The sequence below is a fragment of the Sphingomonas lacunae genome (assembly GCF_012979535.1).
Lineage (GTDB): Bacteria > Pseudomonadota > Alphaproteobacteria > Sphingomonadales > Sphingomonadaceae > Sphingopyxis > Sphingopyxis lacunae.
The window spans coordinates 2,781,847-2,802,893 of sequence record NZ_CP053015.1 but is presented as its reverse complement, the minus strand read 5'-3'; the positions used below and the strand labels follow the sequence as shown (position 1 = coordinate 2,802,893).

Sequence of the window (21,047 nt, the reverse complement as noted above, 5' to 3'; positions counted from 1 at the left end):
ATGTTGTATCTGCTGGCGGAATGGTTGGGATTTCCGGGACCACTCAACCTCATACGTTATTTGTCCTTCCGGACTGGGGCAGCCGTTTTTACAGCGCTGCTGATCGGTCTCGTCATCGGGCCGCGCTTCATCATGATGCTGCGTATCCGGCAGGGCAAAGGCCAGCCGATTCGCGAGGATGGACCGCAAACCCACCTTGCCAAGCGCGGTACGCCCACGATGGGCGGCCTGATGATCCTGACCTCGCTGATTGTTTCCAGCCTGTTGTGGATGGACCTCAGCAACAGTTTTGTCTGGGCGTGCCTGTTCGTTACTGCCGGTTTCGGCGCCATCGGTTTTGCTGATGATTATGACAAGGTGACCAAGCGCAGCCACAAGGGCGTTTCGGGCAAGGTGCGTCTGCTGCTCGAATTCATAGTGGCCGGCATCGTTGTGTTCCTGATCGTGGATCGCACCGGGACGGACCTGTATCTGCCCTTTTTCAATAATGTCGTGATCCATCTGGGCCCGCTCTACTATGCTTTCGCGATGGTCTTGATTGTCGGTTTCGGCAATGCGGTGAACCTGACTGACGGACTCGACGGTCTCGCCACCTTCCCGGTGATCATGGCCAGTCTGGCACTGCTGGTGATTGTCTATCTGACCGGCAACGCAAAGTTTGCGGCCTATCTGGGCATCGCCCATGTTCCCGGCGCTGGGGATCTCGCCATATTCTGTGGGGCGATCATCGGGGCAGGGCTTGCCTTCCTCTGGTTCAATGCTCCGCCGGCGGCCATATTCATGGGCGATACCGGCAGTCTCGCCCTTGGCGGCGCCCTTGCGGCCATCGCGGTAACGGCCCAGCACGAGCTGGTTCTGCCGATCATCGGCGGCCTTTTCGTGGTTGAGGCCCTGTCTGTCATCATTCAGGTCGGCTGGTACAAACGGACCGGCAAACGGATCTTCCGGATGGCGCCCATTCATCATCATTTCGAGCAGCTTGGCTGGGCCGAATCGACCGTTGTCATCCGTTTCTGGATTGTCTCCATCGTGCTGGCGCTCGCTGGCCTCGCCACGCTGAAGCTGCGGTGAGCTCGGCGAGCGGTTCCATCCTTCCTCTCGGCGCGACCGTTGCCGGCGCGCGCTACGCAGTGTTGGGCCTCGCCCGCACAGGTCTGGCCACAGTTGCCGCGCTGATTGCGGCTGGTGCGGACGTCGTCGCTTGGGATGACAAGGCCGAAGCGAGGGATCAAGGCGCGGCATTGGGCGCCGATATCGCTGATCTGATGAACATTGACCTCGCGGGTTTCACGGGCCTGTTGGTTTCGCCGGGCGTGCCCATCAACGTCCACCCGCTGGCCCGTCGTGCCCGTCAGTCGAAGGTGCCCATCCTCGGCGATATCGAATTGTTCGCCCTGGCAAGGCCCAGCCTGCCACCGCACAAGGTGGTGGGCATCACTGGCACCAATGGTAAATCGACGACGACAAGCCTCATCGCCCATCTGGTTGAGGCTGGCGGCATGCAGGCGCGTCTTGGTGGTAACATCGGCCTGCCGATCTTGGCGCAGGCGCCGTTGCCGGCAGGCGGTGTCTATGTCCTCGAGCTTTCGAGTTATCAGATTGATTTGACTCACAGTCTCGCCTGCGATGTTGCGGTGTTGACCAACATCACCCCTGATCATCTGGATCGTTATGACGGCGACTTCCTTGCCTATGCTGCATCCAAGCAGCGTCTTTTTGGCATGCAGCACGCCGATCAGATTGCGGTGATCGCCACCGATGATGATCGTTGTCGGGCGATTGCCAGCCATGTGACCCACCGCTTGCTGCGGGTGTCGGCAAAGGATGTCGTTCCGGCTGAGCAAGCCGCATGGCCCGCCTTGCAAGGGCCGCACAACGCCCAGAATGTCGCTTGTGCTCTCGCTGTTGCCCGTGCGCTCGGTATCGATGACGCCCACATCGCCAAGGGGCTGGCGACATACCCCGGCCTTTCCCACCGCATGGAACGGATAGCAGAGATTGGCGGCGTTCTTTACGTGAACGACAGCAAGGCCACTAACGCCGAAGCCGCTGCGCCCGCGCTGGCGGCATATCCTCCCGCCGTCGATGGTCGCCCCCGCATTCACTGGATTGTTGGTGGCCTCGCAAAGGTTGAGGGCGTTGGGGAATGTGACGCGTGGCTGGGCCATGTCGCGCGAGCCTATCTGATCGGGGATGCAGCCCCGATGCTTGCACGCGTGCTGGGTGACAGGGTGCCGCATGCAGTCAGCGGCACGCTCGACACCGCGGTGGCCGCCGCCCGGGTCCATGCGCAAGCGGGCGATGTCGTGCTGCTGTCTCCGGCTGCCGCATCCTTCGACCAGTTCCGCGATTTTGAGGCGCGCGGCGATGCCTTTCGCGCCATTGTGACGGGACTGTGGGAACAGGGGCAGGTGCATGAATAATTCATCGACCGATACCGGTGCGGAGACCCCGATCGTTCCGCCAGAGTTGCATGGGCGTCGTCGTCCCGCTCCCCTCAGCCGGGCTGACCGCAGCCCGCTGGCGAAATGGTATGCAGAGGTGGATCGCGGCCTTCTTGCGATGATCCTTGGCCTGATGGCGATTGGCTTGCTGGCCGTCGCTGTGGCATCGCCGGTCGGCGCGAGGGTCGCTGCCCGTCGCGGACAGGAATTTGGCGAGATGTATTATCTGTGGCGCCAACTTTTCTGGGTGGCGACGGGCATCGGATTCATGATCTTCTTTGGCATGAGGAGCAAGCTGGAGGTTCGCCGCATTGCTCTGTGGGGCACTGTGGCGGGCATATTGGCATTGTTTGCGGTGCTGGTTGTCGGCACCGAGGTGAATGGTTCGCAACGTTGGCTGGGTTCGGGCGTCCTGCGTCTTCAGCCGTCGGAGTTTCTCAAGCCGATGTTCGCCGTTTCCATGGCATGGATACTCTCTTGCCGGGTGGAGGATGAAACATTGCCTGTTTTCTCCCTGACGATGATCACCACTGCCCTTGTCGCCGCCTTGTTGATGCTGGAACCGGATTTCGGCCAGACAGTGCTGTATGTAGGCACATGGGTTGTCCTTGTCTTTGTCGCTGGGTTGCCGATGCGGGCCATGGGCTATCTTGGGGGCGGGATTGGTGCTTTCCTGCTCGGCACCTATTTCCTTTACGACAATGCCCGCAACCGCATCGATGGCTTCCTGTTTGGTCAGGGGGACAGTCACCAGGTCGACCGCGGACTTGATACATTGTCGAATAGTGGGCTCATCGGGTCTGGCCCGTTCACCGGCACCGCCAAGTTCCGGCTGCCTGAGGCGCATACCGACTATATCTATTCAGTTATCGGAGAGGAATTCGGCCTGATTGCCTGCGCCGGCATACTGGTGCTCTATGTCGCCCTGATTGTCCGGGTGCTTCAGAGGTTGCGAGAGGAGAGGGACCAGTTCGTCATTCTTGCCGGTACCGGCCTGGTCGCGCAGTTTGGTGGCCAGGTGATGATCAATATCGCCGTCAATCTGCAACTGGCCCCGTCAAAGGGCATGACGCTGCCCTTCATCAGCTATGGCGGTTCATCCTTGTGGGCCTTGTCCATCACCATGGGATTCCTGCTGGCATTGACCCGCCGTAACCCCTATCGGGCTCCCCCGCTGAATCTCAACGGATGGAATCCGCGATGAGTGTATCCCGCCACTATGTTCTGGCCGCCGGTGGTACCGGTGGGCACATGATCCCAGCTTATGCACTTGGTGCCGAACTGGTCTCACGCGGCCATCGGGTGGCCTTGGTAACCGATGAGCGGGGCGCGAAGATCCCCGGCAGTTTCGAGGACGGACAAGTGCATGTCCTGCCGGCTGGACGCTTGCAGGGCGGACCGATCGGCTGGATTCGCGCCGGCTTGGGCATATGGCGTGGACGGGCGATGGCGATCGAGCTGCTCCGCCATTTCCGCCCTGCTGCGGTCATCGGTTTTGGTGGCTATCCTGCATTGCCCACACTGCTTGCCGCCCGTTCCCTGGGTGTGCCGACGGTCATCCACGAACAAAATGCCGTGCTGGGCCGGGTCAACCGTCTGCTTGCCAGCCGTGTTGACGCCATTGCCACTGCCTATCCCGACATACGGCGCATGCCCGCCGGCGTGGCAAACAAGGTACATCTCGTCGGCAACCCCGTGCGCGAGGCAGTGCTGGCTCTTCGGACACAGGGCTTCCCACCCATTGATGAGGACGGCATTTTCCGGATGCTCGTTACCGGCGGGAGCCAAGGCGCCAGCGTCCTTTCGGATGTTGTACCGGATGCTCTGGCCTTGATGCCGTTATCGTTCCGGCAGCGTTTGCAGGTCACCCAGCAATGCAGGCCTGAGGATATTGAGCGGGTACGCGCGGCCTATGCGGCGCATGGCATTCCAGCTGATCTCAGCACCTATATCGACAACATGGCGGAAAAGCTGGGTTGGGCCCATTTGGTTATTGCGCGCGCAGGGGCATCGACCATCGCTGAACTGACATGCGCCGGCAGGCCTGCCATCCTGATACCATTGCCTTCGGCTACGGATGATCACCAGACCGCCAATGCCCGGGAAATAGTCGGCGTTGGCGGTGCGCGGGCAATTCCGCAAAATCGGTTCAACACTGTCGAACTGGCCAAGCAGATGCAGAAACTGGCGCTTGAACCCGGCGCATTGGAAAACGCCGCCAGGCGGGCGCACAGCATTGGCCGACCGGACGCGACCCGCGATCTTGCCGATCTTGTCGAACGGAGCGGCGGAGCGCCCTTGATGGATGTCATTCGCGTCGGCACGTCCTCACCCAAAGCTGCCGGTGGGTTCGCGGGAGCGGCGGCGTGACAAGCGACGCGGCGATTGGCGCGTCATGCCCTTTTACGACAATTGAGAATATGCGGGGGAGCCTGAAGTGAAGGGCGTTGGTACCGATATTGGCATTATCCACTTCGCCGGCATTGGCGGGATCGGCATGTCCGGCATTGCTGAGGTCATGCACAATCTTGGCTATCAGGTGCAGGGTAGCGATATTGCCGAGAGCTATGTGGTGGAAGGACTGCGCAAGCGCGGGATCAAGGTGATCATCGGCCAACGGGCGGAAAATGTCGAAGGTGTTTCGGTTGTTGTGACATCGACTGCGGTCAAGCGCGGCAATCCGGAAGTCGAGGCCGCGTTGGAAAACCGTATTCCGCTGGTGCGTCGTGCCGAAATGCTTGCGGAACTGATGCGCCTCAAATCGACCGTCGCGGTCGCCGGGACCCATGGCAAGACAACCACGACAAGTCTCGTCGCAGCGCTGCTCGATGCCGGCGGCGTCGACCCCACCGTTATCAACGGAGGCATCATCAACAGCTACGGCTCCAATGCCCGGCTCGGCGCGTCCGACTGGATGGTCGTCGAGGCTGACGAAAGCGACGGCAGCTTCCTTCGCCTTGATGGGACGATTGCGGTTGTCACCAATATCGATCCCGAACATCTTGACCATTATGGCAGCTTCGACAAGGTCAAGGCGGCCTTCATCGAATTTGTCGAGAATGTTCCCTTTTACGGCGCCGCCATCCTTTGCCTTGATCATCCCGAAGTGCAGGCGATCATTCCGCGCATTCGTGACCGTCGCATCATAACCTACGGATTTTCGGCTCAGGCGGATGTGCGGGGCACGAACATCCAGCCGGGACCAGACGGTAACCGGTTTGACGTGGTTGTACGCGACAGGGATGGCCAAAGCCGGACGGTCGAGGGCGTGCATTTGCCCATGTCCGGGCGTCACAATGTCCAGAATGCCCTGGCCGCGATTGCCGTCGCCCTGCACATGGGCGTTTCGGACGATGCCATCATCACCGGTTTCAAGGGCTTTGGCGGGGTCAAACGGCGCTTTACCAAAGTGGGCGAAATCCCTGTGGTCGGTGGCGTCGTGACAGTGATTGACGATTATGCGCATCACCCTGTGGAAATCCGTGCGGTTCTGTCAGCCGCGCGTGAAGGCGTGGGTGCAGGGCGCGTTGTCGGCGTTGTCCAGCCTCACCGCTTCACACGGCTTGGCGAGCATATGGACGATTTTCAGCAGGCGTTTAACGATGCAGACGCCGTTATTGCCCTGCCGGTCTATACCGCCGGCGAAAGCCCGATTGACGGGGTCACGTCCGATGCACTTGTTGCCGGGCTCAAACGGCGTGGCCACCGGCAGGCGGTGGTCGCCGATGGCGCAGCGGGCCTTGCCGGCCATATCGCCCGGGCTATCAGGGATGGGGAAATAGGCGCAGGCGACATGGTCATTTGTCTTGGCGCGGGTGACATCACCAAAATGGCCGCTGGCTTGCAAGCGGCGGTCGAGGCGCAATTGTGATGGCGGCCAGCGCCGAAAGCGTGCCGACAGTCAGGGGCAAGCTGACCGCCAATGCCCCCCTTGCCCCGCTCGTCTGGTTCAAATCGGGTGGCGCTGCGCAATGGCTTTTTGAACCCAGGGATGCCGAAGATCTGTCAGCCTTTCTTGCAGCGCTTGATCCTGCCGTGCCGGTGATGGCGCTTGGCCTTGGCTCGAACCTCATCGTCCGCGATGGTGGTGTGTCCGGCGTCGTCGTCCGCCTCGGCAAGGCATTCGCCACGGTAGAGCAGGTCGATGGAACGACCTTGCGCTGCGGGGGTGGAGCCTCGGGCATTCTCGTGTCCTCGACTGCCCGAGATGCAGGCATCGGCGGACTCGAATTCCTGCGGTCCATTCCGGGAACCGTCGGCGGCTTTGTCCGCATGAACGGCGGGGCTTATGGCCGTGAGACATGCGACATTCTCGTGGAGTGCGACGTCGTGCTCCGCAGCGGACAGCGCAAGACTCTTTCGGTGGCAGAGCTGCACTACACCTACCGCCATAGCGAACTGCCTGATGGTGCCATCGTGATCGGTGCGACCTTTCACGGCCATGCTGACGAACCTGCCGCCATTCAAGCCGAGATGGACCGCATCGCTGCCAGCCGCGAGGCCAGTCAGCCGTTGCGCAGCAAGACCGGCGGCTCGACCTTCAAGAATCCTGACGGGCACAAGGCTTGGCAACTGGTCGATGAAGCGGGCTGTCGCGGATTGACCATGGGTGGGGCCCAGGTCAGCGAAAAGCACACCAATTTCCTGATCAATACCGGCAATGCCACCAGCAGCGACATAGAAGCGCTTGGGGAGGAAGTCCGTCGCCGGGTCAGGGAAAAGAGCGGAGTCGAGTTGCAGTGGGAGATACAGCGCGTGGGGAAAGCCGGATGACCCGCGGCCCTTGGCATGTTGCCGTCCTCATGGGCGGTTGGTCGAATGAACGTCCGGTCTCGCTGATGAGCGGGGAGGGTGTCGCCACTGCGCTGGAATCGCGCGGGCATCGCGTTACCCGTATCGACATGGGTCGTGATGTCGCAGCGCGCCTGACCGAGGCTGCGCCCGATGTCGTGTTCAATGCTCTCCACGGCGTGCCCGGTGAGGATGGCACTGTGCAGGGGATGCTCGACCTGATGGGATTGAAATACACCCATAGCGGAATGGTCACATCGGTCATCGCCATCGACAAGGAACTGACCAAGCAGCGCCTCGTCCCGCACGGCATCCCGATGCCTGGTGGCCATATCGTTTCGTCAGAGAGCATCTTTGCCGCAGACCCGATGCCGCGACCCTATGTGCTCAAACCAGTCAATGAAGGCTCGTCGGTTGGTGTCGCCATCGTCCGCAGTGACAGCAATTACGGACATCCGATCGCGCGCGATGCCAAGGGGCCGTGGCAGGATTTTGCCGAACTGCTTGCCGAGCCCTTCATAAAGGGCCGCGAACTGACGGTGGCGGTGCTCGGCGGCAAGGCGCTCGCGGTGACTGAGTTGGTGGTGAAATCGGGAGATTTCTATGACTTTGACGCCAAATATACCGATGGGATGACGCAGCACATCTGCCCCGCGCAAATCCCCCAAGACATCGCCGAACGGATGAAGGCCTTGGCACTGCATGCCCATCAGCTGCTGGGCTGCAAAGGCGCCTCGCGCTCTGATTTCCGGTGGGACGACGAATTGGGCCTCGACGGCATCTTCCTGCTGGAGGTGAATACCCAGCCGGGCATGACCCCGCTCAGCCTGGTCCCCGAACAGGCAAAATATTGCGGCATGGATTATGCGGAACTGGTAGAGAGGATCGTCGAGGAGGCGCTATGACACGCGGCGGGGGCAAGGCCAAGCAGACGGTGAAGCGGGGTAAGGCGGCAAAGCCACGCTCTGCGCCCCGGCGAACGGGACCGCGCCGGCCATCGTTGCTCGCTCGGGGGCTTGCCGCACAACCCTTTTCGCCTGCCGTCTTGCGCCGCGTCGCCGTGACAGTGTTTGTCGGTGTGGCCCTGATCATCCTGTACCAGATCGCCTCTATGACCGGGGTCAACGCCTATCTGCGCGCCGAAGCGGTCGATGCGGTCGGTCGCGCGGGTTTCGCCGTCAAAAAGGTAGAGGTGTTTGGCGCGAACCGGATCGATCGCGTGCGGGTGTATGATATTGCCCTGGAACAGCGGGACCGGTCGATGCTGGCATTTGATTTGGAAGAGGTGCGACAGGATCTGTTGCGCTATGGCTGGGTGGCCGATGCACGGGTCAGTCGCCGACTCCCCGACACGCTTGTGATCGACCTTGTCGAGCGCACGCCTGTCGCCATCTGGCAGGATCGGGGCCGCTATACGCTGATTGACAGCAAGGGCGTCATTCTGCCCGGCGTTGATCCTGCAAGTGTGACCGGCTTGCCTGTCTTGGCGGGTCAAGGTGCCAATGAGCGCATGGCTGATCTTGACCGGCTGCTTGATGCGGCTCCCGCGCTTAGGCCGCAACTGGCTGGTGCGAGTTGGATCGGCAATCGCCGGTGGGATCTCCGCTTCAAGACGGGTGAGGTATTGGCACTGCCAGAGGATGCCAAGCGTGCGGCAGATGCCTATGCCGAATTTGCACGGCTGGATGGCGTGAACCGCCTGCTGGGCAGGGGCATTCGCCGCTTCGACATGCGCATCGCGGGTCGTTTCGTCCTGCGGCCGGGCCGCGACGGCGATCTTGGCGACCTCAATCTGATCAGCGCGAGCGACCGGACGACCCGTGTCGAACAGCCGCGCACCGACAATGAAAACGGGGGGTGACCAGCAGTCATGGCTCCACCCCGGGTTGAACGATTGCTCACCGCCATTGATGTTGGCTCGTCCAAGGTCGCCGTGCTCATCGCGGGACAGACGGCTGATGGGACACTCCACGCACTCGGCACCGGCGTGCGCGAGAGCCTTGGCGTCAAGCGTGGCTATGTTGTCGATATTCCGGCGGTTGACCGCTCCGTGCGGGAGGCGCTTGAACAGGCTGAACGCATGGCCGGGATAGAAGTCCAGCATGCCTGGGTCAGCTTTGGAGGCGGCTCGCTGACCAGCCGCATCATCGAGCATGAGGACCCCTTCAATCGCGGTCAGATCGAGCCCGAGGATGTCGACGAACTGCTGGCTCGGGCTCGCAGCCAATATTTGCGTGATGACCGCGCCATCCTTCATGCCCAGCCGACCCTGTACACGCTCGACGGAAATCATGGGATAAAGGACCCGGTGGGCCTGTTCGCTGATCGTTTTGGGGTCGCCATCCACATGGTTGAGGCTGATCGTGGTCCGGTGTCCAATCTCGTCACCGCTGTTCGCGCCGCCCATGTCGACATTCGCGAAGTCGTGGCGACGATGATGGCAACGGGCCGCTCCAGCCTTACCGAGGAACAGCGAGACCTCGGTACGGCGCTGGTCGATATTGGTGCGTCGCTGACCAACATCGGTCTGTTCGCCGGGGGAATGCTCGTTGGCATTGCCACCATCTCTGCTGGCGGCAACGACATCACCGATGACATTGCCAACGAATTCGGCACGCGCCGTAGCCAGGCAGAGCGGTTGAAGTGTTTTTATGGCTCGGCAATGTCCAGCCCGCGCGATCATCAGGACCAGCTCGATATCGGCACCGGCGATGAGGATGAGGGCGGTCGGCCGAAAATCACCCGGGCCCAGCTCAACGCCGTCATCCGCAAGCGGCTCGACCATTTCGTGCCCCAGATCGGCGAAGTCCTCAAACAGTTGGGGGACGGGGGACCCGGATCGCGCCAGGTTGTGCTGACCGGGGGTACCTCGGAGCTCAAGGGTATGGCGGACTATGTCCAGAATGTGCTGGGTGGTTCGGCCAGAACAGCCAGACCTTCAGGCGTTGTCAGCCTGCCGTCGGCAAACGTCAATCCAGCCTTTTCAACCGCTGTTGGACTTGTCCTCTACGCCGCGGATCCGCCAGAGGACATTCGTCCGGTCGGGCGTGATCGGCCAGAGGTCGAAGGTCCGCAGCGATGGTGGCGGCGGATGATGGCCATGTGGGACCGCGGCAAGTGAAATTAAATTGCCATATTGGTAAATTGGGGATTCAATCCTTCGGCCAATTGTGCAAGGATTCAACATCTGGTTAAAGGGGCACCGCAATTGGTGCAATGAAACGACGGCTGAAACAATACAGCCACAGGAGTTAAGTGCATGAGCATCAACATCGGTCTGCCGTCGCTGGATGGCCTCAAGCCGAAAATCGCGGTCATCGGGGTCGGCGGTGCGGGCGGTAATGCCATTGCCAATATGATCGCGGCGGAGGTCGCTGGAGTCGATTTCCTGGTCGCCAATACCGATGCCCAGGCGCTCAATACCAGCAAGGCTGAGCGGCGGCTTCAGTTGGGCGCGCAGATCACGCAGGGTCTGGGCGCTGGTTCGCGACCCGAAGTTGGCCGCGCTGCTGCCGAAGAAAGCATCGTCGAACTGGAACAGGCGCTCGACGGGATGCACATGGTTTTCATTGCTGCGGGCATGGGTGGTGGTACCGGTACGGGCGCCGCTCCCGTGATCGCCAAGGCAGCGCGCGACAAGGGCATATTGACCGTTGGTGTCGTCACCAAGCCGTTCAGTTTCGAAGGTGCGCGCCGGATGCGCTCGGCTGAAGCCGGGATCGAAGAGCTGCAACAGCACGTCGATACGCTGATCGTCATTCCGAACCAGAACCTGTTCATGATCGCTGAAGCGAAGACGACCTTCATCGAGGCGTTCCGCATGGCGGACGAGGTGCTGCAACAGGGTGTGCGCGGGATTACTGACCTGATGGTCATGCCTGGCCTGGTCAACCTGGACTTTGCCGATGTCAAATCGGTGATGCGTGATGCCGGCAAAGCGATGATGGGTACTGGGGAGGCCGAAGGCGAAGGCCGCGCCCTGCTCGCCGCGCAACAGGCCATTGCCAATCCGCTGCTCGACGGTGTGTCGATGCAGGGAGCGAAGGGCGTCATTATCTCTATTTCCGGGGGTGAAGACCTGGGCCTGTTCGAATTGCAGGAAGCTGGTGATCATATCCGTGATCTGGTGGATCCCGATGCCAATATCATTTGGGGTTCGGCATTCAATCCGGCGCTGAATGGCCGAATTCGCGTATCGGTCGTTGCGACGGGTCTGGAACCCGCCAATGCGGAGTCCCAGCCGGTGCAGCGCAGTGGCGGTTTCGCTTTCCAGCAACGGCCTGCTGCCGCCGCACCGTCAATCGCGCCTACGCTCGGGGCCGCTGCTCCTCTGGCCGCGCAACCAATTCCGGCCGCTGAGCCTGAGCCGCTTCCGGTGGAAGAGGAAGTGTCATTGTCGCCGCCTCCTGCCTCTCCCAGCCTGTCGTTTGAAGCCCCGCCAGCCGAAGCCCCTCAGCCTGCAGCGCCGGCACCTGGCTTTGCCGTCTATGACGATATCGCCGGAGAGGCGCATATCAGTCCGCCGGTCGCTGCACCTGAACCGGATGGACTTGGGGACGATGAACTGGTTCTCGACAGCCCTTCCTTTGGCGCTCCGGATGCCCCCGCCACGCCGCCGGCTGCGGCAGCTCCGCCAGCTGCTGATGCACCGCCACCTGCGGGCGGGTCGACCCTGTTCGAACGGATGAAGCAATTGTCGCGGATGGAATCCAAGGGCGATGATGACGATGGCGACGGTGATGATGGCGGCTTTCCGTCAATTCCTCGGTTCCTCGGTAGGCAGACCAATCAGTAACCACTGTCATTGGCCGGATGCGACGGATTGCACTCCGTCTGCGCCGGGCAGGGCAGACCGCATAGCAAAGGCATGATAGGGCCGGGCGCATGATCATTATGACGTCCGGCTACCTGCCTTCCCAATCCCCGATCGGACTTGCTGGTCCTGCAACCCCTGGTTGGGTGTCGCCATCGGCTTGGCGTTCAGCCCTGATGGCTGCCACCGCTGTGGTCGGACTTCTGTCTGGTCAGTCGCTGCTGGCTCAGGACTTGCCACCGGCCCGACCTCTCGCACAATCGTCCCCACAATCGGTCGATCCGTCCACGCTTGATCCCGAAGCCGCTGCCAGGCTTTCTGCGCAACAGCAATTGACTGCCTCGCTAGCCCGTATAGCAGCCGACAGCAGTGACTGGATGGCGCTCAGTCAGGCCGGTCGGGCAGCCATCGTCTTGGGGGATGGCCGCGCCGCGCTTGGTTTTCTGGCAAGGGCCGAGGCGCTGAATTCCCGCGACCCCACGATCAAGGCGGCATTGGGCGCCGCTATGGTTTTGCTCGAAGAACCGCAGGGCGCCATGCGATACTTTGATGCGGCGGTATCGGCCGGAGGTCTTGACCGCGCCTATCTGGGTGATCGTGGGTTGGCCTTTGACCTGTTGGGTAACCAGAGCCGCGCGCAGGCCGACTATGCGGTTGCAGTGCAATCTCATCCCTCTGCCGAACTCACTCGCCGTTATGCGATATCGCTCGGCATTTCGGGGCAGACGGACCAAGCGGTACAGATGCTGGGGCCGCTGTTGCGTGCTCAGGATCGAGCTGCATGGCGTTCAAGGGCAATGATTCTTGCCATGAATGGTCGATCCGAAGAGGCTCGGCAGATCGCCAGAGCCACCATGCCCGCGCAATTGGCGCAGGGGATTGATCCCTATCTTGGGCTCATGGACCGGCTGACGCCCGCGCAATTGGCCTTCGCGTCTCACTTTGGCCGCTTTCCGCCCTATGAAACGGTAAGGGCGCAGCCTCAACGCGGCTCTGCGGTCAGAGTCGCCGTTGCCGCTCCCACAACCACTCCGACCAATGCTGCCCGCGGTCGGGACCGGGCAACCGGCAACCGCGGACGCGGCAGGACAAGTACGGAAGCGAATCGGCGGGACTCGGCACGAGCCACCAATCGCCGGGAAGCAACTGCACCACGGGGGACGGCGCCCACAGGAACAGCTTCGCCTGCCCCTGTTGCACTTGCGCGTGCGGACATCGGGGTACCGGGCCTTGCCGCAGCCCCCCCGCCCCCTTCGGCACCTCCTGCGGTTCCAATGGTGAGCCAACCGGTGGTTCAGCCGATCGCGCCATCATCAACGCCAGCACCGCAGCCAGTACCCGCGTCAGTTCCCTCTGCTGCGCCAACAGCAGAGGCGGTGCCGACGCCCGGTCCTGCGGTAACTGCGGCTGCGACAGTGACAACCCCTGCACCCCCACCCCAGCCTGTAACCGCACCCCAGCCTGTGGCTGAAACCGTCGCTGTCACCCCGACCCCCGACAGCGCCCCGGCCAGCCCGATAGCTGCGGGGGCGCCGATACAGGGGCCGCCGGACACGGATGGGCCGGGTTTCAGTTCATTGCCATCGGTTGCCACGGCCTCCAACCCGCCATCAGCGCTTGCCGGCCCGGCGTCCAACCCGCTCAACGCAGCGCCAGTCGAGCCCGCTGTTTCGGAGGCTGCGACCGGCCAGGGCGCTCCTGCTGCCGCCCCGGTGCAAGCCGCGCCAGCGCCCGGGAACGCCTCGGCTGACGGTTCGACTGTTGTGCCCGGATGGTCACTGGATACTGTTGTGGAATCGCTTGAGGTTCCGGAGGCGGAACGGACGGCGACCGTGCCAGGCCTTTCGCTTGCCGAGATCGAAGCGATCGCTGCTGAACGCCGGCTCCAGCAGGAGCAGCAGGCGGCGGAGGCCCGCGCTCGCGCCCGCGCACTGGCGGAGACGAGGGCACGGGAGCAAGCAGAGGTGCAGGCGCGGGAACGCGCTGCAGCCGAAGCCGAACGCCGCGCCGAACAGGAACGCATCCGCCGTCATCCGGCCCGCGTCTGGTATCAGATCGCGACGGGTGCCGATCCGGCAGCGCTTGCCTTTGATTGCCGCCGTCTGCAGCGCCAGTTTGCCGAGGCTTTCGGCACCCAGACCTGCTCGACCGCCAGCTGGAACCGCACGCGTCGGCTGGTCGTCGGGCCCTTCCGCAATGCCACTGCGGCGCGCGAATGGGGTTCCGCCTATTCACGGGCCGGTGGAAATGCCGGCTTCATCTGGAACAGTGAGGCCGGGGAGGAAGTGACTCCGGTCGGACGCCGCTGATGCACGCGCTAGCGTCAACCGCCAGTCTGGGCCATCTGGCCTGCGTGGCCGCGGCCAGCAGGGGGCGCCAGCATGCCGAGCTGCGCCCGTCTGACGGCGCTGCCCCGCAGCGCGGCCCGCGAGATGCCTTCCAGCGTGACCGTGACCGGATCATCCATTCGATCGCCTTTCGCCGGCTGCGTCACAAGACCCAGGTGTTCGTCGCCCCCGACGGGGATCACTTCCGCGTCCGCCTGACCCACAGCCTCGAAGTTGCACAGATTGGCCGTACCATTGCCCGCGCGCTCGGTCTCAACGAAGATCTCACCGAGGCATTGTGCCTCGCGCACGACATTGGGCACCCTCCGTTCGGCCACGCGGGGGAGGATGCGCTGGAGGCCTGTCTCGCACCATACGGCGGCTTTGATCACAACGCCCAGACGCTGCGCACCCTGACCCAGCTCGAAACCCCCTATCCGCGCTTTGACGGCCTGAACCTGACATGGGAAACGCTCGAAGGGCTCGCCAAGCACAATGGCCCGATCCATGATCCCACCTGGGCGATGGAGGAGGTGGATCAGGCCTTCCCGCTCGATCTCGCCAGCCACGCCTCGCTGGAGGCGCAAGTCGCTGCGGTGGCCGACGACATCGCCTATGACAATCACGATATTGACGACGGCCTGCGCGCCGGCCTGCTGACACTCGACCAATTGCTCGATCAACCCTTTGTCGCCGCCAACTGGCAAGAGGTTGAGCGGCGCTGGCCCGGGGTGCCGCAGGAACGGTTGCTGCGCGAACTGGTGCGCAGCCAGATCGGCCTGATGGTCAATGATGTGATCGACGCCACACAGGCCGCCTGTGCCGAAGCCGGAGTTGCCAACGTCGCCGACGTCCGCGCCGCAGGCCGCACGCTGGGAGGCTTCTCAGCCGGCCTCGCCGCCGAGGAAAAGGCCCTCAAACGCTTCATGTACGCCTCGCTCTACCACCACCCCAGCCAGCTCGCCGCCGCCGATGCTGCCCGTGAAATCGTCACCAGCCTCTTCGTCCATTATCAGGGTGAGCCATCCGCCATGGGCGGTGATTGGCGCCATCGACTGCCCCATGACGAAGTCGAGCGCGCCCGCCACATCGCCGACTATATTGCTGGCATGACCGACCGGTTCGCCATGGACCGCTTTGCCGAAATATTCGGTCGCGATGCCATTCCCGAAGGATTGCGCCGTGACTGACATGCTCCTCATCGGCGCCACCGGCATGGTCGGCAGTGCGGTCATTGCCGAAGCGGGTGGCGCCCCGCTCCACGTCCTCGCCCGTCACTCGCCACCCGGCGTTGACGTTTCCCGCGTCACCATCTCCCCGTCCGAAGACTGGCCCGCAGCCATCGCCACCCTCGCCCCGCGCATCCTTATCAGCGCGCTCGGCACCACCATCGCCCAGGCCGGGTCACAGGCTGCTTTCCGCGCCGTCGATCATGATCTCGTCCTCACCGCCGCCGGCGCGGCCCGCGCCGCCGGCACGCGCCACATGATCGCCGTCTCCTCGGTCGGTGCCAGCGCCGCCAGCCGCAACTTCTACCTCTCGACCAAGGGACAGGTGGAGGATGAACTCGCCGCGCTCGGTTTCGATCGGGTCGATCTCCTGCGTCCCGGCCTCCTGATGGGCGACCGGCAGGGGCCGCGCCGCACAGGTGAAGCCATGGCCATGCTCCTCGCCCCGCTCACTGATGCGCTTATGCAGGGCCCCTTGCGCCGCTACCGCTCGGTCCGCGCCAGTGCTGTCGCCCGCGCCATCCTCACCCTCGCCGCAACCGGCGGCACCGGCGTACATGTCCATGAGCATGACGCGATCATGTCGCTCGCCGATTGACTCCGCGCCGCCCGCCCGCCAAGGCTGCTTCCCGTCGCTGACAGCGCGGGAGAGGGCAGGGGATTCGCAAGCATCCCACGCCGCCGAAGGAGCAACCGCCCCGGAATCTCTCAGGCAAAAGGACCGCGTCCTGTCATTAGCGATACTCTGGAAAGCGTTGCCCCTCACCGGGCGGCCACCGAAGGGGTAACCGCGCAGGCTCCGGCCTATTGTGGGAAAGCTCTCAGGTATCCGTGACAGAGGGGGCAGTCCGTATCGTCGCCAGCGCGGCGGTGCAGGATTGCGAATCCCGCTGCCGGAGCCTTGGAACATGAGCGATACGCCCCTCGACCTCCCCGATGATGAGGAAGGCACCGAGCCCGAAATCCTCACCCTGCCGCTCGACGCATGGCATCGTGTGCGTGGCGGCCGCATGGTTGAATTTGCCGGCTATCACATGCCCGTCCAATATGACGGCATCATGGCCGAACATCTGTGGACCCGCGAATCCGCCGGCCTGTTCGATGTCAGCCACATGGGCCAGCTCCATCTCACCGGCCCCGACGCCGCGACCGCGCTCGAAGCCCTCGTCCCCGGCGACATCAGTGCATTGAAGCCCGGCCGGATGCGCTATTCGCTGCTGCTCGATGAGGAAGGCGGCATCCTCGATGACCTGATGATCACCAATGCCGGCGACCATCTGTATCTTGTCGTCAATGGCGCGGTGAAGTGGGACGACATCGCCCACATGCGCATGGAATTGCCCGACGAAATCACTGTCACTGTGCTCGACGAGCACGCCCTGCTGGCGTTGCAAGGGCCCAAAGCCGTTGATGCCCTGTCGCGCCTCGTCCCCGGCGTCGAAGCCCTCGTCTTCATGCAGGCGGCCAGCTTTGACTGGAATGGCGTGCCCCTCGGCATCAGTCGCTCGGGCTACACCGGGGAAGACGGCTATGAAATTTCCGTCCCCGCAGATCATGTCGAGGCGCTCGCCGATTCGCTGTGCGCCCAGCCCGAGGTTAAGCCCTGCGGCCTCGGCGCGCGGGATTCGCTGCGTCTCGAAGCCGGCCTCCCGCTTTACGGCCATGATCTCGACACCAACACCTCGCCGGTAGAGGGCGATCTCGCCTTCGCCATTTCCAAACGCCGGCGGGAGGAAGGCGGCTTCCCCGGCGCCGCGCTGATCCTCGATCAACTGGTCAAGGGGCCGATCTGCAAGCGCGTCGGCCTTTCGGTCGAAGGGCGGATGCCGGTGCGCGAAGGTGCCGAGATCTTCGCCGGTGACGACAAGGTCGGCCGCGTTACCTCGGGCGGATTTGCCCCCAGCGTCGGCGCCCCCATCGCCATGGCTTATGTCGATGCCGCGCACACCGCGCTCGGCACCGCCCTCGAAGCTGAAGTCCGCGGCAAGCGCGTGCCCGTTACTGTCGCCGCCATGCCTTTCATCCCCCATCGTTACGTCCGCAAGGGAGCCTGACCCATGACCCGCTATTTCACCGAAGACCACGAATGGATTGACGTGGACGGCACCACCGCCACCGTCGGCATCACCGATTATGCCCAGGGACAACTCGGCGACGTCGTGTTCGTTGATCTCCCGGCCGTCGGCAGCGCAGTGACCAAGGGCAATGACGCGGCCGTCGTTGAATCGGTCAAGGCGGCGTCGGACGTCTATGCTCCGGTTTCGGGCAGCGTCACCGAAGCGAATGAAGCGCTTGAGGGGGACCCCTCGCTGGTCAACACTGCCGCAGAAAGCGACGGCTGGTTCTTCCGCATGACGCTGAGCGACCCGTCACAGCTCGACGGCCTGATGGACGAAGCCGGCTACAAGGCGTTCATCGACAGCCTTTGATCTTGACCGACTCCCCTCCCGGCTGCGGGAGGGGGCGGGGCAGGGCGCTGATGCCCACGTCCGACGACCATCCGCCACAGGAATCCTTCCATGCGTTATCTCCCGCTGACCAATGAAGACCGCAGCGCCATGCTTGACCGCATCGGCGCGGGTTCGATCGACGACCTGTTTGTCGACGTGCCTGAATTGGCCCGCCTGTCGGGCCCGATTGAGGGGCTGCCCCATCACGCCAGCGAAATGGCGGTCGAACGCCACATGCGCGGCCTAGCGGGCAGGAATCTGGTCGCGGGCGAAGTGCCCTTTTTCCTCGGCGCCGGCGCCTATCGGCACCATGTTCCGGCCAGCGTCGATCATTTGATCCAGCGCGGCGAATTCCTTACCGCCTACACGCCCTATCAGCCGGAAATCGCGCAGGGCACACTGCAGATGCTGTTTGAATTCCAGACGCAGGTCGCCCGCCTGCTCGGCTGCGACATCGCCAATGCGTCGATGTATGATGGCTCGACGGCGTGCTGGGAAGCTATCGGCATGGCCGGCCGCGTCACCAAGCGCAGCAAGGCGGTCCTCGCCGGTGGTCTCCACCCGCACTATGTCGGCGTTGCCCGCACCATGGCGAAATTCACCGGGGACACGCTGGTGGAACTGCCGGTCGCGGTTGACGCCGATACCGCCACTGCCGCCAGCGCCGCGATCGATGGCGAAACCAGCTGCGTCGTCGTCCAATATCCCGACATTTTCGGCAATGTCTTCGATCTGCGCCCGATTGCCGACGCCGCCCATGCGGCAGGCGCGCTGCTCATCGCCGTGGTCACCGAACCCGTCGCCCTCGGCCTGATCGAAAGCCCCGGCGCGATGGGTGCCGACATTGTCGTGGGCGAAGGCCAGTCACTCGGCGTCGGCCTACAGTTCGGCGGGCCGTACGTGGGCCTGTTCGCCTGCAAGGAGAAATATGTCCGGCAGATGCCCGGCCGCCTCTGTGGCGAAACCGTCGATGCCAATGGCAAGCGCGGCTTCGTGCTCACCCTCTCGACCCGCGAGCAGCATATCCGCCGCGAAAAGGCGACGTCGAATATTTGCACCAATTCAGGGCTTTGTGCGCTGGCCTTCAGCATCCACATGACCCTGCTCGGTGAAGCGGGACTGCGACAGCTGGCGGCGATCAACCATGCCAAGGCACAGGCGACGGCATCGGCGCTTACCGCCATTCCCGGCGTCACCCTGCGCACGCCGGCCTTTTTCAACGAATTCACCGTTGATCTTCCGGACGAAGCCCGGCCGATCGTCCGCGCGCTGGCTGACAAGGGCGTGCTCGGCGGTGTCTCGCTGGGCCGCCTCTATCCCGAGCAGCCGGGCCTCGCCAACGGCCTCGTCGTCGCCGTCACCGAAACCGTCACCGATGCGGACATCACCGCCTTCGCCACGTCGCTCAAGGAGTTGCTGGCATGAACAAGCCCAATGCCGCCGGATGGCGCCCTGAAATGATCGCTGGCGAGGGCGAGGCGCCTGCCACCTTCACCGGCAATCGCGCCCTGATGCTGGAAGAACCGCTGATCTTCGAGATTGGCAGCACCAGCCGTACCGGCGTTGATTTCGAGGACAAGGCCGCTGCCGCGCCGTCCTCGGTGCTGGGCAACCTGCTCCGCAGCGACCCCATCGGCCTCCCCGGCCTGTCAGAGGCGGAAACGGTGCGTCACTATACCCGCCTCAGCCGCCAGAATTACGCCATCGACCTTGGCCTGTTTCCGCTCGGCAGCTGCACGATGAAGCACAACCCGCGCCTCAACGAGAAAATGGCGCGTCTGCCCGGTTTCGCCGATGTCCACCCGCTCCAGCCGGTCGACACGGTGCAGGGTGCGCTCGCCGTGATCCATGAACTCGGCGAATGGCTGGTCAAACTGACCGGTATGGCTGCCGTTGCCATGTCGCCCAAGGCCGGCGCGCATGGCGAGCTTTGCGGCATCCTTGCGATCCGCGCCGCTCTCGAGGCTCGTGGTGACGCGCGCAGCGTCATCCTCGTTCCCGAAAGCGCCCATGGCACCAATCCCGCCACCGCCGCCTTTGCGGGTTACAAGGTCGAGGATATTCCGGCGACCGCTGACGGCCGCGTCGATGTCGATGCGCTCAAGGCTCGGCTGGGACCGGACGTTGCCGGGGTGATGATCACCAACCCCAACACCTGCGGCCTGTTTGAACGTGACCTCAAGACGATTGCCGATGCGGTCCATGCCGCTGGCGGGCTCGTTTATTGCGACGGGGCCAATTTCAACGCCATCGTCGGCCGTGTTCGTCCGGGCGACCTTGGCGTCGATGCCATGCACATCAACCTGCACAAGACCTTCTCGACCCCGCACGGCGGCGGTGGCCCCGGTTCCGGCCCGGTCGTCTTCTCCGAAGCGCTGGCGCCTTTCGCACCGCTGCCTTTTGTCGAAAAGACCGCTGATGGCCGCTACCACCTCGTTGAAGAGGAGACGGCTGGCGATCATCATGGCAGTGCCTTTGGCCGCATGGTCGCCTTCCACGGCCAGATGGGCATGTTCAGCCGCGCGCTGACCTACATCCTCAGCCATGGTGCTGATGGACTGCGTCAGGTTGCCGAAGACGCTGTGCTCAACGCCAACTATGTCCTGCGCAGTCTTGAGGACGTGCTCGACGCGCCCTTCGCTGCCAGCGGCCCGTGCATGCATGAGGCGCTGTTCAGCGACAATGGGCTGGCAGAGGGTTTCTCGACGCTCGACGTGGCCAAGGGGCTGATTGACGAGGGGTATCACCCGATGACCGTCTATTTCCCGCTGGTTGTCCATGGCGCGATGCTGGTCGAACCGACCGAGACCGAGAGCAAGGCCGCGCTCGATCAGTTCATCGGCGCGCTGCGTCACGTCGCCGAGCGCGCACGGGCAGGCGAAGAGGCGCTCAAGACCGCTCCCCACTTTGCCCCCCGCGCCCGTCTCGACGAAACGCTGGCCGCCCGCAAGCCCGTGCTGGTATGGAAAGACGCGACCATTTGAATCGATTGA

17 protein-coding genes and 2 riboswitches are annotated in these 21,047 nt (G+C 63.3%); all 17 genes read left to right on the top strand.

What is annotated here, in order from left to right; genetic code table 11:
* The 17 genes from mraY to gcvPB all read left to right on the top strand — a co-directional run bounded on the left by mraY (position 1) and on the right by gcvPB (position 21,038).
* Entirely contained in the window at positions 1–1,071 is a 1,071-nt protein-coding gene (mraY, locus tag GV829_RS13375) for a phospho-N-acetylmuramoyl-pentapeptide-transferase (protein ID WP_169947431.1), read from the top strand.
* Entirely contained in the window at positions 1,068–2,423 is a 1,356-nt protein-coding gene (gene murD / locus GV829_RS13370; protein WP_246202892.1) for a UDP-N-acetylmuramoyl-L-alanine--D-glutamate ligase, read from the top strand. Before mraY ends, murD begins: the two co-directional genes overlap by 4 nt.
* Complete coding sequence (locus GV829_RS13365; protein WP_169947429.1) at positions 2,416–3,648, top strand: FtsW/RodA/SpoVE family cell cycle protein; 1,233 nt, start codon at positions 2,416–2,418, stop codon at positions 3,646–3,648. The genes murD and GV829_RS13365 overlap by 8 nt, the downstream gene beginning before the upstream one ends.
* Positions 3,645–4,814, top strand: a complete 1,170-nt coding sequence (murG, locus tag GV829_RS13360) for an undecaprenyldiphospho-muramoylpentapeptide beta-N-acetylglucosaminyltransferase (protein WP_169947427.1) — start codon at positions 3,645–3,647, stop codon at positions 4,812–4,814. The genes GV829_RS13365 and murG overlap by 4 nt, the downstream gene beginning before the upstream one ends.
* A gap of 67 nt (positions 4,815–4,881) precedes the next feature.
* Positions 4,882–6,315, top strand: a complete 1,434-nt coding sequence (murC, locus tag GV829_RS13355; RefSeq protein ID WP_169947425.1) for a UDP-N-acetylmuramate--L-alanine ligase — start codon at positions 4,882–4,884, stop codon at positions 6,313–6,315.
* The gene (murB, locus tag GV829_RS13350) at positions 6,315–7,217 is read left to right on the top strand and encodes a UDP-N-acetylmuramate dehydrogenase (protein ID WP_169947423.1); all 903 of its coding nucleotides are present in this window, start codon (positions 6,315–6,317) and stop codon (positions 7,215–7,217) included. The genes murC and murB overlap by 1 nt, the downstream gene beginning before the upstream one ends.
* Positions 7,214–8,140 (top strand): D-alanine--D-alanine ligase, encoded by a 927-nt coding sequence (locus GV829_RS13345; protein ID WP_169947421.1) that lies wholly within the window; start codon positions 7,214–7,216, stop codon positions 8,138–8,140. Before murB ends, GV829_RS13345 begins: the two co-directional genes overlap by 4 nt.
* On the top strand, positions 8,137–9,096 hold the full coding sequence (locus GV829_RS13340) for a cell division protein FtsQ/DivIB (protein ID WP_246202891.1): 960 nt from the start codon (positions 8,137–8,139) through the stop codon (positions 9,094–9,096). Before GV829_RS13345 ends, GV829_RS13340 begins: the two co-directional genes overlap by 4 nt.
* A gap of 9 nt (positions 9,097–9,105) precedes the next feature.
* Positions 9,106–10,356: a cell division protein FtsA gene (gene ftsA, locus GV829_RS13335; protein WP_169947419.1), complete on the top strand. Its 1,251-nt coding sequence runs from the start codon at positions 9,106–9,108 to the stop codon at positions 10,354–10,356.
* 138 nt (positions 10,357–10,494) lie between these two features.
* On the top strand, positions 10,495–12,030 hold the full coding sequence (gene ftsZ, locus GV829_RS13330) for a cell division protein FtsZ (RefSeq protein WP_169947417.1): 1,536 nt from the start codon (positions 10,495–10,497) through the stop codon (positions 12,028–12,030).
* A gap of 194 nt (positions 12,031–12,224) precedes the next feature.
* Complete coding sequence (locus tag GV829_RS13325; RefSeq protein ID WP_169947415.1) at positions 12,225–14,357, top strand: hypothetical protein; 2,133 nt, start codon at positions 12,225–12,227, stop codon at positions 14,355–14,357.
* Positions 14,357–15,565: a deoxyguanosinetriphosphate triphosphohydrolase gene (locus GV829_RS13320; protein ID WP_169947413.1), complete on the top strand. Its 1,209-nt coding sequence runs from the start codon at positions 14,357–14,359 to the stop codon at positions 15,563–15,565. Before GV829_RS13325 ends, GV829_RS13320 begins: the two co-directional genes overlap by 1 nt.
* A gap of 1 nt (position 15,566) precedes the next feature.
* Complete coding sequence (locus tag GV829_RS13315; RefSeq protein ID WP_246203123.1) at positions 15,567–16,202, top strand: Rossmann-fold NAD(P)-binding domain-containing protein; 636 nt, start codon at positions 15,567–15,569, stop codon at positions 16,200–16,202.
* A 36-nt stretch (positions 16,203–16,238) separates the two neighbouring features.
* A riboswitch (glycine riboswitch) is annotated at positions 16,239–16,338 on the top strand.
* Between the two features lies 1 nt (position 16,339).
* A riboswitch (glycine riboswitch) is annotated at positions 16,340–16,452 on the top strand.
* 60 nt (positions 16,453–16,512) lie between these two features.
* Complete coding sequence (gene gcvT / locus GV829_RS13310; RefSeq protein WP_169947409.1) at positions 16,513–17,658, top strand: glycine cleavage system aminomethyltransferase GcvT; 1,146 nt, start codon at positions 16,513–16,515, stop codon at positions 17,656–17,658.
* 3 nt (positions 17,659–17,661) lie between these two features.
* Positions 17,662–18,033, top strand: coding sequence for a glycine cleavage system protein GcvH (gcvH, locus tag GV829_RS13305; protein ID WP_169947407.1), 372 nt, complete (start codon positions 17,662–17,664; stop codon positions 18,031–18,033).
* A 90-nt stretch (positions 18,034–18,123) separates the two neighbouring features.
* Positions 18,124–19,479: an aminomethyl-transferring glycine dehydrogenase subunit GcvPA gene (gcvPA, locus tag GV829_RS13300; protein WP_169947405.1), complete on the top strand. Its 1,356-nt coding sequence runs from the start codon at positions 18,124–18,126 to the stop codon at positions 19,477–19,479.
* Entirely contained in the window at positions 19,476–21,038 is a 1,563-nt protein-coding gene (gene gcvPB / locus GV829_RS13295; protein ID WP_169947403.1) for an aminomethyl-transferring glycine dehydrogenase subunit GcvPB, read from the top strand. Before gcvPA ends, gcvPB begins: the two co-directional genes overlap by 4 nt.
* Positions 21,039–21,047: the final 9 nt, after the last annotated feature.